Raw genomic sequence first — 11,874 nt, 5'->3', positions numbered from 1 at the left:
CTAAATTATCGCCATTACTGCGGTTTAAATGACCTTTATGTTCAATATTTTTTCAATCTAGCAGTGGGTTTTCATTTTTGCAAACTCAATTTAACATTTGACAAACATTTAGTTTGCATACAGATTCGAATAGTGGTCATTATATTTTACGCTTTGCTAACGAGCGGAAAACAAACCAAAGGCGAAGAATCATGGAAACCAATATCGTTGAAGTAGAGAACTTTGTTCAGCAGTCAGAAGAGAGGCGGGGTAGCGCCTTTACGCAGGAAGTGAAACGCTACCTGGAGCGCTACCCGAATACACAATATGTTGATGTTTTACTTACTGATTTGAATGGTTGCTTCCGTGGGAAACGCATTCCTGTTTCAAGTCTGAAGAAGCTGGAGAAAGGGTGTTATTTCCCGGCCTCGGTATTTGCAATGGATATTCTGGGCAATGTAGTAGAAGAAGCGGGCCTGGGTCAGGAAATGGGTGAACCAGATCGTACTTGTGTGCCAATACTCGGTACCTTAACCCCTTCTGCCGCCGATCCAGAGTTTATCGGTCAGATACTCCTGACCATGGTCGATGAAGATGGCGCTCCCTTTGACGTTGAGCCGCGGAACGTACTTAACCGCCTGTGGCAGCAGCTACGCCAGCGCGGATTGTTCCCGGTTGTAGCGGTAGAGCTGGAGTTCTATTTACTGGATCGCCAGCGCGACGCTGAAGGGTATCTGCAACCGCCCTGCGCGCCCGGCACCGATGACCGCAATACACAAAGCCAGGTTTACTCCGTTGATAACCTCAACCACTTCGCCGATGTGCTCAATGATATTGATGAACTGGCGCAGTTACAGTTAATTCCCGCCGACGGTGCGGTCGCCGAAGCCTCGCCGGGCCAGTTTGAAATCAACCTTTACCATACCGATAACGTGCTGGAAGCCTGCGATGATGCGCTGGCACTAAAACGCCTGGTGCGCCTGATGGCAGAAAAGCATAAGATGCACGCCACTTTTATGGCGAAGCCGTATGAAGAGCACGCGGGCAGCGGGATGCATATCCATATCAGTATGCAAAATAATCGTGGCGAGAACGTGCTTTCTGACGCAGAAGGCGAAGATTCGCCGCTGCTGAAAAAGATGCTCGCCGGGATGATCGACCTGATGCCGTCATCAATGGCGTTGCTGGCGCCGAACGTGAATTCCTATCGCCGCTTCCAGCCAGGCATGTATGTGCCAACGCAGGCGTCGTGGGGCCATAACAACCGCACCGTCGCCCTGCGTATTCCGTGCGGCGATCGTCATAACCACCGCGTGGAATACCGCGTGGCGGGTGCCGATGCCAACCCATATCTGGTGATGGCGGCGATTTTTGCCGGTATTTTGCATGGCCTTGATAACGAACTGCCGTTGCAGGAAGAAGTAGAAGGCAACGGGCTGGAGCAAGAAGGCTTACCCTTCCCGATTCGCCAGAGCGATGCCCTGTGGGAGTTTATCGAGAACGATCATTTGCGCCGCTATTTAGGCGAGCGTTTTTGCCATGTGTATCACGCCTGTAAAAATGATGAGTTGTTGCAGTTTGAGCGCCTCATCACAGAAACAGAAATTGAGTGGATGTTGAAAAACGCATAGTACCCCTTGCGGGGTTGTTTCATCGGCCTGAGCGGAGCCAGGCCTGACATTTGCTGGTAATCCAGACATTTCCCGGATGTCGCGTTATGGAGCGCAGGCGGCAACGGGCTTCCGTTAACGATTAAGACTGTGACGAGGAAATGAGATGATGCCGATGATTAAATCCCCGCATGGCGAGGGAGGCTGCGTGTGCGCCCTCCCTGCGACTGACTGGACTCCGCCCCCTTTGCTTCCCTTGCTAAAAAGGTTTGATTTCAGGTCGACACGACCTCAAACCTTATTACGCAGGGGAGGCAGCAATTATGGCTATTAATTCACCACTGAATATTGCTGCGCAACCTGGCAAAACCCGTCTGCGAAAATCACTAAAGTTGTGGCAGGTGGTGATGATGGGTCTGGCCTATCTCACGCCAATGACCGTGTTCGATACGTTTGGCATCGTTTCCGGTATTAGCGACGGTCACGTTCCGGCATCTTATTTGCTGGCGCTGGCGGGCGTGCTGTTTACCGCTATCAGCTACGGCAAACTGGTTCGCCAGTTCCCGGAGGCCGGTTCGGCCTATACCTACGCGCAAAAGTCGATTAACCCGCACGTCGGTTTTATGGTCGGCTGGTCATCGCTGCTGGATTACCTCTTTTTGCCGATGATCAACGTCTTGTTGGCGAAGATCTATCTCTCCGCCCTCTTCCCGGAAGTGCCACCGTGGGTGTGGGTGGTGACGTTCGTCGCCATCTTAACTGCCGCGAACCTGAAGAGCGTCAACCTGGTCGCCAACTTCAATACCCTGTTTGTGCTGGTGCAAATCTCCATCATGGTGGTGTTTATCTTCCTGGTGGTTCAGGGACTGCATAAAGGAGAAGGCGTTGGCACCGTCTGGTCACTTCAGCCGTTTATCAGCGAGAACGCGCACCTGATCCCGATTATTACCGGGGCGACGATCGTCTGTTTCTCGTTCCTCGGTTTCGATGCAGTGACCACACTTTCGGAAGAGACGCCAGACGCCGCACGCGTGATCCCGAAAGCCATCTTCCTGACGGCGGTCTACGGCGGCATTATCTTTATCGCAGCGTCGTTCTTTATGCAGCTGTTCTTCCCGGATATCAGCCGCTTTAAAGATCCGGATGCCGCATTGCCGGAGATCGCGCTGTACGTCGGCGGCAAGCTGTTCCAGTCGATTTTCCTCTGCACCACGTTTGTGAACACGTTAGCGTCTGGCCTGGCATCACACGCCAGCGTGTCGCGTCTGTTGTATGTGATGGGGCGTGACAATGTGTTCCCGGAGCGCGTGTTTGGCTATGTGCACCCGAAATGGCGGACTCCGGCACTGAACGTCATTATGGTCGGAATTGTCGCGATGTCGGCGCTGTTCTTCGATTTAGTTACCGCCACAGCGTTAATTAACTTCGGCGCGTTGGTAGCGTTTACCTTCGTTAACCTGTCGGTGTTCAATCACTTCTGGCGGCGCAAAGGAATGAATAAAAGCTGGAAGGAACACTTCCACTATTTATTAATGCCGCTGGTTGGCGCGCTGACGGTGGGCGTGCTGTGGATTAACCTCGAAGCCACCTCGCTGACGCTGGGTCTGGTATGGGCTTCGTTAGGCGGCGCATATTTGTGGTATCTGATCCGCCGCTATCGCAAAGTGCCGCTGAACGAAGGTGACAGAACGCCGGTGAGCGAAACGTAATATCCAGGATGCGCGGCGCATTATCCTGCCTGAGGGTAATGCACCGCGCCATTAACTATAAAAAGATGTATGACCCGGATCACGAGTGCTATCATCCGCCCTTATGCTTAGCGCATTAACTCCAGGGGCAAACAATGAACCACGATATCCCATTAAAATATTTCGATATTGCCGATGAATACGCGACTGAATGCGCAGAACCTGTCGCAGACGCAGAACGCACACCGCTGGCCCACTACTTCCAGTTACTACTCACCCGTTTGATGAACAATGAAGAGATCAGCGAAGAAGCCCAGCATGACATGGCCGCTGAGGCGGGGATTAATCCCGCGCGCATTGATGAAATCGCAGAGTTTTTGAATCAATGGGGTAATGAATAATTATTTAATTGCAGACGCTCGGTCAGTATCGTTGCCCGGATAAAGCGTTCACGGCGCATCCGGCTATAAATGACACGCACCGCAGCCTGCTTTAATGGGTTTCTCACGATCGTACCGCTCTGCTCTTCGCTAAGTTGTTCTGTGAGTTATAGTTATAGAGAAATCACGGGTACGAATGTTGAACAGATGGCGACACCACCTGTTCAACGACCAACCACACGGCCCTCATTACGACCCCTGAACACAAACGGTAATGGCAAATGTCATTAAATATTAGTAAGATAGCCTCTTTACATAAAATCCCTTAATATTATGCGCCAGGTATTATCGTCTCTTTTGGTGATTGCTGGACTTGTGAGTGGTCAGGCAATAGCCGCGCCTGAATCCCCCCCGCATGCTGATATCCGCGACAGCGGTTTTGTCTATTGCGTCAGCGGGCAAGTCAACACCTTTAACCCATCCAAAGCGAGCAGTGGGTTAATTGTCGATACCCTTGCCGCCCAGTTTTATGATCGACTGCTGGATGTCGATCCGTATACCTATCGCCTGATGCCGGAACTTGCCGAAAGCTGGGAAGTGCTCGACAACGGCGCGACATATCGCTTCCACCTGCGTCGCGATGTCCCGTTTCAAAAAACCGCCTGGTTTACTCCCACTCGCAAAATGAATGCCGATGATGTGGTGTTTACCTTCCAACGGATTTTTGACCGCAATAACCCGTGGCATAACGTCAACGGCAGTAACTTCCCCTATTTCGACAGTCTGCAATTTGCCGATAACGTTAAAAGTGTCCGCAAGCTGGATAATCACACCGTTGAGTTCCGTCTCGCCCAGCCGGATGCATCCTTCTTATGGCACCTGGCGACCCACTATGCGTCGGTAATGTCTGCAGAATACGCCCAGAAATTAGAGAAAGAAGATCGCCAGGAACAACTCGACCGTCAACCGGTCGGTACCGGGCCGTATCAATTGTCGGAATACCGCGCCGGGCAATATATTCGCTTACAACGTCATGATGAGTTCTGGCGTGGCAAACCGTTGATGCCGCAGGTGGTGGTGGATTTAGGCTCCGGCGGCACCGGACGATTGTCGAAACTCCTGACCGGTGAATGCGACGTTCTGGCCTGGCCTGCCGCCAGCCAGTTATCCATTTTGCGCGACGACCCGCGTTTGCGTTTAACGCTGCGCCCGGGGATGAACGTCGCCTATCTGGCATTTAACACCGCCAAACCTCCGCTAAATAATCCCGCTGTCCGCCATGCGCTGGCACTGGCTATCAATAACCAGCGCCTGATGCAATCCATCTATTATGGTACGGCTGAAACTGCGGCCTCTATTTTACCGCGCGCCTCGTGGGCTTATGACAACGAGGCTAAAATTACTGAATACAACCCAGCGAAATCGCGCGAACAACTGAAAGCGTTGGGGCTGGAAAACTTAACGCTGAAACTGTGGGTACCGACACGATCGCAGGCATGGAACCCCAGTCCGCTGAAAACCGCCGAACTGATTCAGGCGGATATGGCGCAGGTTGGCGTGAAAGTGGTGATTGTGCCGGTAGAAGGTCGTTTTCAGGAGGCGCGGTTGATGGATATGAGCCATGATCTGACGTTATCTGGTTGGGCGACGGACAGTAACGACCCGGACAGTTTCTTCCGTCCGTTACTGAGCTGCGCGGCTATTCACTCGCAAACCAACCTTGCCCACTGGTGCGATCCGAAATTCGACAGTGTGTTGCGTAATGCCCTCTCCTCGCAGCAACTGGCGGCGCGTATTGAAGCCTATGATGAAGCGCAAAGCATTCTGGCGCAGGAACTGCCCATTCTGCCGCTGGCCTCATCACTGCGCTTGCAGGCCTACCGTTACGATATTAAAGGTCTGGTACTGAGCCCGTTCGGTAACGCCTCCTTCGCGGGGGTGTATCGCGAGAAGCAAGAAGAGGTGAAAAAACCATGATTATCTTCACCTTACGTCGTATTTTGTTATTAATCGTCACCTTGTTCCTGCTGACCTTTGTTGGCTTCAGTTTGAGCTATTTCACGCCACACGCGCCGTTACAAGGCGCGTCACTGTGGAATGCCTGGGTGTTCTGGTTTAATGGCCTGATCCACTGGGATTTTGGTGTTTCCAGCATTAACGGCCAGCCTATTGCCGAACAGTTAAAAGAAGTCTTTCCGGCAACGATGGAGTTGTGCATCCTCGCTTTCGGTTTTGCGCTGATTGTCGGGATCCCGGTGGGCATGATTGCCGGGATTACACGCCATAAGTGGCAGGATAACTTGATCAACGCCATCGCCTTGCTGGGCTTTTCCATCCCGGTGTTCTGGCTGGCGCTTCTGTTGACGCTGTTTTGTTCACTCACGCTAGGTTGGCTGCCCGTTTCAGGGCGTTTCGATCTGCTCTATGAAGTGAAACCGAATACCGGCTTTGCGTTAATTGATGCCTGGCTTTCGGACTCACCGTGGCGAGACGAAATGATCATGAGCGCACTTCGCCATATGGTGCTACCGGTGATCACCCTGTCGGTTGCGCCAACAACTGAAGTGATCCGATTGATGCGTATCAGCACCATCGAAGTCTATGACCAAAACTATGTGAAAGCGGCGGCGACTCGCGGTTTGTCGCGCTTTACTATTTTGCGTCGCCACGTGCTGCATAACGCGTTACCTCCGGTTATTCCTCGCCTGGGCTTGCAGTTTTCCACCATGCTGACGCTGGCGATGATCACCGAAATGGTTTTTAGCTGGCCGGGTTTAGGGCGCTGGTTAATTAACGCCATCCGCCAGCAGGATTACGCAGCCATTTCCGCCGGAGTGATGGTGTGCGGTTCATTGGTCATTATTATTAACGTGATATCTGATATTTTGGGTGCCATGGCTAACCCTCTGAAACATAAGGAATGGTATGCCTTACGATAGCGTATACAGCGAGAAGCGCCCGCCGGGCACGCTGCGTACTGCCTGGCGCAAATTCTATGGAGACGCCGCTGCGATGGTCGGCCTGTACGGCTGCGCGGGGCTGGCGGTGCTGTGTATTTTTGGTAGCTGGTTTGCGCCTTACGGCATCGACCAGCAATTTCTTGGTTATCAATTGTTGCCGCCGTCATGGTCACGCTATGGCGAAGTCTCGTTCTTCCTTGGGACCGACGACCTGGGACGCGACGTTTTAAGCCGTTTATTGAGTGGCGCAGCACCTACCGTCGGGGGCGCATTTGTGGTGACGCTCGCCGCGACGATTTGTGGTCTGGTACTTGGCACCTTCGCCGGGGCAACGCACGGTCTGCGCTCAGCGGTGCTTAACCATATTCTGGATACTTTGCTGGCGATTCCGTCCCTGCTGTTGGCGATTATCGTAGTAGCATTTGCCGGACCGAGTTTATCGCACGCCATGTTTGCCGTCTGGTTGGCACTGCTGCCGCGTATGGTACGTTCGATTTACAGCATGGTTCATGACGAACTGGAAAAAGAGTACGTTATCGCCGCCCGTCTGGATGGCGCAACGACGCTGAATATTCTCTGGTTTGCGGTAATGCCTAACATCACCGCCGGACTGGTCACCGAGATCACTCGCGCATTGTCGATGGCAATTCTCGATATCGCCGCGCTGGGCTTTCTTGACCTCGGCGCGCAACTGCCATCGCCTGAATGGGGAGCGATGCTCGGTGATGCGCTGGAACTGATTTATGTCGCCCCGTGGACCGTAATGCTTCCTGGCGCGGCAATTATGATTAGCGTGTTGTTGGTTAACCTCCTTGGCGATGGCGTTCGTCGTGCGATTATTGCGGGGGTGGAATAATGCCATTATTGGATATTCGTAACCTGACCATTGAATTTAAAACCGGTGATGAGTGGGTTAAAGCCGTCGACCGCGTGAGTATGACCTTAACCGAAGGCGAGATTCGCGGTCTTGTTGGCGAATCCGGCTCCGGCAAAAGTTTGATTGCGAAAGCGATTTGTGGGGTGAATAAAGATAACTGGCGTGTTACCGCTGACCGAATGCGTTTTGATGATATCGATTTGCTGCGTCTCTCCGCACGCGAACGGCGCAAACTGGTTGGACACAACGTGTCGATGATCTTTCAGGAACCGCAATCGTGTCTTGACCCTTCAGAACGTGTGGGTCGCCAGTTGATGCAGAACATCCCGGCCTGGACCTATAAAGGCCGTTGGTGGCAGCGTTTTGGCTGGCGCAAACGTCGCGCCATTGAGTTGCTACACCGCGTGGGGATTAAAGATCATAAAGATGCGATGCGCAGTTTCCCGTACGAGTTGACCGAAGGTGAATGCCAGAAAGTGATGATTGCCATCGCACTGGCGAATCAACCGCGTCTGCTGATTGCCGACGAACCGACCAACTCGATGGAGCCAACAACGCAGGCGCAAATTTTCCGCCTGTTGACGCGTCTCAACCAAAACAGCAACACCACTATTTTGCTTATCAGCCATGACTTACAAATGCTTAGCCAATGGGCGGATAAAATCAACGTGCTTTATTGTGGCCAGACAGTGGAAAGCGCGCCAAGTAAGGAGTTGGTGACAATGCCACATCATCCTTACACCCAGGCACTAATCCGGGCAATACCGGACTTTGGCAGTGCGATGCCGCATAAAAGCCGCCTCAATACCCTGCCGGGCGCAATCCCGCTGCTGGAACAATTACCGATTGGTTGTCGTCTGGGGCCGCGTTGCCCTTATGCACAACGAGAATGCATTGTGACGCCACGTTTGATGGGAGCGAAAAATCATCTCTATGCCTGTCATTTCCCGCTGAACATGGAGAAAGAGTGAGATGATAGAAACTCTGCTCGAAGTGCGTAATTTAAGCAAAACGTTCCGCTACAGGACCGGCTGGTTTCGCCGCCAGACAGTCGAAGCGGTAAAACCCTTGAGCTTTACGCTGCGTGAACGCCAGACACTGGCGATTATTGGTGAGAACGGTTCCGGTAAATCGACGCTGGCAAAGATGCTGGCAGGAATGATTGAGCCAACCAGCGGCGAGTTATTGATTGACGATCATCCGCTGCATTTTGGCGATTATTCCTTCCGAAGCCAGCGTATTCGCATGATATTTCAGGATCCGTCGACCTCGTTGAATCCCCGTCAACGTATCTCGCAAATTCTGGATTTTCCACTGCGCCTGAACACCGACCTGGAACCGGAACAGCGCCGCAAACAGATTATTGAAACGATGCGTATGGTTGGGCTGCTACCGGATCACGTCAGTTACTATCCGCATATGTTGGCCCCCGGGCAAAAACAGCGTCTTGGTCTGGCGCGCGCGCTGATATTGCGCCCAAAAGTGATTATTGCCGATGAAGCCCTCGCCTCGCTGGATATGTCGATGCGTTCGCAGCTAATTAACCTGATGCTGGAGCTACAAGAGAAACAGGGTATTTCTTATATTTATGTTACCCAGCATATCGGAATGATGAAGCACATCAGCGACCAGGTGCTGGTCATGCATCAGGGAGAAGTTGTCGAACGCGGTAGCACTGCGGATGTGTTGGCATCGCCGCTGCACGAACTCACCAAACGGCTAATTTCCGGCCACTTTGGCGAAGCATTGACGGCGGATGCGTGGCGTAAAGATCGTTAGTATTCGGTACCTCATTCTGACAGGGGAAATCCCCGTCAGAATGAGGTATTCATTACTTTTGATTGTCGATTCTGGTGAAAGCAACCAGCAATGCCAGCGTATAACACACCGTAATTGCCAGGCTCATTTTTAACAGTGTTTCTCCGCCAAGCCCCGACAATGGCGCGGCTATACCGCCGAAGACAAACATACTCATCCCCATCAACGCAGACGCCGTTCCAGATTCTTGCGTCCCTACTGCACTCATAGCCTCTGCCCCACCAACAGTGCCGATGCCGCTACAAAATGCGATGGTGAAAAATAATGCCACCAGTGCCGGAATGGGTAATTGTATCCATGCGCATAAGACCGTGAGCAATGCACACAAAATTGCCGCTATCAGGCCACCTCTCAGCAATATAATCGCGTTAACTCGTCGCGCCAGGCGCGAGAAGATCCATGAAGCGATGATAAGTCCGATGCCGTTAAGGCCAAACACCAGGCTAAATTGCATTGGACTAAAGCCAAATTCCTTCTGCAACACGAACGACGAAGAGCCGATGTACGCAAACAAACCTGCCAGCATAAAACTTTGAATCAGGCAAAGGCGCATAAAACGGCGGTTCTGCACCACGCTTCGTCCGGTTAATAGCAATGATGAGCCCCTTTTATTTTCTGGCAATGTCTCATTGATAAATAACAGGCAGCCCAGCAACAGTACGGTGCTAATTTCAGCCATCACCCAGAATAAAGTGCGCCAGTCAAACGTGCTGACAATGTACCCGCCCAGCACTGGCGACAACACCGGTGCCAGGCCATTCACCGTCATTAACAGCGCAAAGAACTGGGTCAGCGTTACTCCCTGATATTTGTCACGAGCAATAGAACGAGAGAGCACCGAACCACCCGCCCCTGCGATCCCTTGAATAAAACGCCAGACCACCAGCCAGTAAATATTGTTCGTTGTCGCGCACAAAATGGAAGAAACAATAAACAATAGCAACGACAAGATTAACGGACGTTTACGCCCTATTTTGTCGCTCAGAGGGCCAAATAACAGTTGTCCGACGCCAAGACCGATCAGTGATGCGGTCAGCGTTAATTGCGTTATGGTCGTGGTTGCCGCCAGTTGCTCAGACATCTCCGGCAATGCCGGCAAATAAAGATCGGTACACATCGGGCCGATACCGGCTAAAAGACCAAGAATCAACGCCCATGAAAGAGAGACTCTAGCCATACTATTCCTTACTTGAGTGATGACATGCCGCCGCCCAGCGACTGCCAGATCGTGATCCGGTTCGTAAAATCAGTCAGTTGCAATGCCAGCAGCTCCTGCTGTGCGCTCCACAAGCTGCGCTGTGCCGTCAACACGGTCAGGTAATCACCAACACCCGCCTGATAGCGACGCAAGCCAACATCGACCGTTTGTTGTTCAGCTTTAACATACTGGCGCTGTGCATCCAGTTGCTCTTCAAGCGTGGTCCGCCGCGCCAGTGCGTTAGCGACATCTTTAAATGCGCTCTGAACGGTTTTTTCATAGGTGGCAATGAGTCCACGCTTTTGTGCTTCTGCGTAACGAAGCTGCGCCAGATTACTACCGCCGGTGAACAGCGGTAATGTTACCGATGGCGCAAATGACCAGATCTGCATTCCGTGGCTGAACAGCGATGACAATGCGTCACTGCCAACACCAGCGCTGGCAGTCAGCGAAATCGTCGGGAAAAAGTTAGCCCGCGCGGCGCCAATATCGGCATTGGCGCTCTTCAGATTATGTTCTGCTTCCTGGATATCCGGGCGACGCAGCAGAACGTCAGATGACACTCCCGCAGGAACCAGGCTTATCATCTGTTCCGGCAGGCTTTCCAGTGTTCCCGGTAGCAGATTTTCCGCAAGCGTTGTACCTGCCAGTAAGTTCAGTGCATTTTTATCCTGCATCACTTGTGTCTGATAGTTGGCAACGCTGGCGCGCGCTTGCTGATAAACACTCATCGCCTCACTGACATCTGTCGCTGCCGCCGTGCCAACCTGTTGCTGGCGCTGGATAATTTTCAATGAGTTTTCTGCACTGGCCATCGTTTCTTTTGCCAGGGCCAGATTGCTGTTATCAGCCGCCAGGGTCAGCCAGGCAGTGCTGATTTCAGCAATCAGCGTTAAACGGGTGTTCTGGGCTGTAAATTCACTGGCAAGCCAGGTTTCCCGCGCCGCCCGAGATAAACTCTGATTACGACCAAACAGATCTAACGTAAAACTGGACACCGTGCCGTCAGCCTCGGCAGTGGTTCCCGTACCATTCGTCAGCGAACGACTGCGGGTCGAACTTAAGGCCGCATTCACCGTCGGGAATAACGACGCATTAGTTTGCCCATAGAGCGCCCGTGCGGAGTCAATATCAGCTATCGCTTTTTGCACATCGCGGTTACTGTTCAGAGCAATGGTCACCACCTGCTGCAATCGGGGATCGTGGATCACCTGCTGCCAGTCATGGCTGATTGCCTTTCCCTGGCCCTGTGCTCCCGGCAAGGTCGCCGGGATTGGGGATTCAGGCGTGCTGTAGTGGGGATCGAGCGAGACACATCCCGCACTCAACAGCACCAGAAAAATAAGAGAACGACGCAACATAAC

At 52.5% G+C, this 11,874-nt stretch carries 11 protein-coding genes; 9 read left to right on the top strand and 2 right to left on the bottom strand.

Annotated features, from left to right (window positions below):
* The first annotated feature begins 191 nt into the window (after positions 1 to 191).
* From puuA to sapF, 9 genes are all read left to right on the top strand, one after another.
* Positions 192 to 1,610 carry a glutamate-putrescine ligase gene (gene puuA / locus D9736_RS18915; protein WP_130216076.1) on the top strand — a complete coding sequence of 473 codons (1,419 nt, stop codon included), beginning with the start codon at positions 192 to 194 and terminating at the stop codon, positions 1,608 to 1,610.
* Between the two features lie 148 nt (positions 1,611 to 1,758).
* Positions 1,759 to 1,923, top strand: coding sequence for a hypothetical protein (locus tag D9736_RS18910; RefSeq protein WP_130216151.1), 165 nt, complete (start codon positions 1,759 to 1,761; stop codon positions 1,921 to 1,923).
* Entirely contained in the window at positions 1,913 to 3,298 is a 1,386-nt protein-coding gene (gene puuP / locus D9736_RS18905; protein ID WP_130258934.1) for a putrescine/proton symporter PuuP, read from the top strand. Before D9736_RS18910 ends, puuP begins: the two co-directional genes overlap by 11 nt.
* Positions 3,299 to 3,432: 134 nt before the next feature.
* Entirely contained in the window at positions 3,433 to 3,678 is a 246-nt protein-coding gene (locus tag D9736_RS18900) for a YmjA family protein (RefSeq protein ID WP_130208809.1), read from the top strand.
* A 312-nt stretch (positions 3,679 to 3,990) separates the two neighbouring features.
* A complete protein-coding gene (sapA, locus tag D9736_RS18895; RefSeq protein WP_130208811.1) occupies positions 3,991 to 5,634 on the top strand; it encodes an ABC transporter substrate-binding protein SapA in 1,644 nt (547 codons plus the stop codon).
* Positions 5,631 to 6,596, top strand: a complete 966-nt coding sequence (gene sapB / locus D9736_RS18890; protein WP_130258933.1) for a putrescine export ABC transporter permease SapB — start codon at positions 5,631 to 5,633, stop codon at positions 6,594 to 6,596. The genes sapA and sapB overlap by 4 nt, the downstream gene beginning before the upstream one ends.
* On the top strand, positions 6,583 to 7,473 hold the full coding sequence (gene sapC / locus D9736_RS18885) for a peptide ABC transporter permease SapC (RefSeq protein ID WP_130208813.1): 891 nt from the start codon (positions 6,583 to 6,585) through the stop codon (positions 7,471 to 7,473). Before sapB ends, sapC begins: the two co-directional genes overlap by 14 nt.
* The gene (gene sapD / locus D9736_RS18880; protein WP_130258932.1) at positions 7,473 to 8,465 is read left to right on the top strand and encodes a peptide ABC transporter ATP-binding protein SapD; all 993 of its coding nucleotides are present in this window, start codon (positions 7,473 to 7,475) and stop codon (positions 8,463 to 8,465) included. The genes sapC and sapD overlap by 1 nt, the downstream gene beginning before the upstream one ends.
* Before the next feature lies 1 nt (position 8,466).
* Positions 8,467 to 9,273, top strand: a complete 807-nt coding sequence (sapF, locus tag D9736_RS18875) for a peptide ABC transporter ATP-binding protein SapF (protein ID WP_000573415.1) — start codon at positions 8,467 to 8,469, stop codon at positions 9,271 to 9,273.
* Between the two features lie 52 nt (positions 9,274 to 9,325).
* Here the strand turns inward: sapF and D9736_RS18870 are convergent, their stop codons facing one another.
* Positions 9,326 to 10,489: a multidrug effflux MFS transporter gene (locus tag D9736_RS18870; protein ID WP_130258931.1), complete on the bottom strand. Its 1,164-nt coding sequence runs from the start codon at positions 10,487 to 10,489 to the stop codon at positions 9,326 to 9,328.
* Between the two features lie 8 nt (positions 10,490 to 10,497).
* The gene (locus D9736_RS18865; protein ID WP_130258930.1) at positions 10,498 to 11,871 is read right to left on the bottom strand and encodes a TolC family protein; all 1,374 of its coding nucleotides are present in this window, start codon (positions 11,869 to 11,871) and stop codon (positions 10,498 to 10,500) included.
* Positions 11,872 to 11,874 lie beyond the last annotated feature (3 nt).

The organism is Escherichia sp. E10V10, from assembly GCF_004211985.1.
Lineage (GTDB): Bacteria > Pseudomonadota > Gammaproteobacteria > Enterobacterales > Enterobacteriaceae > Escherichia.
Note: the sequence above shows the minus strand (reverse complement) of the source record. Positions and strands in the feature narration are given on the sequence as shown.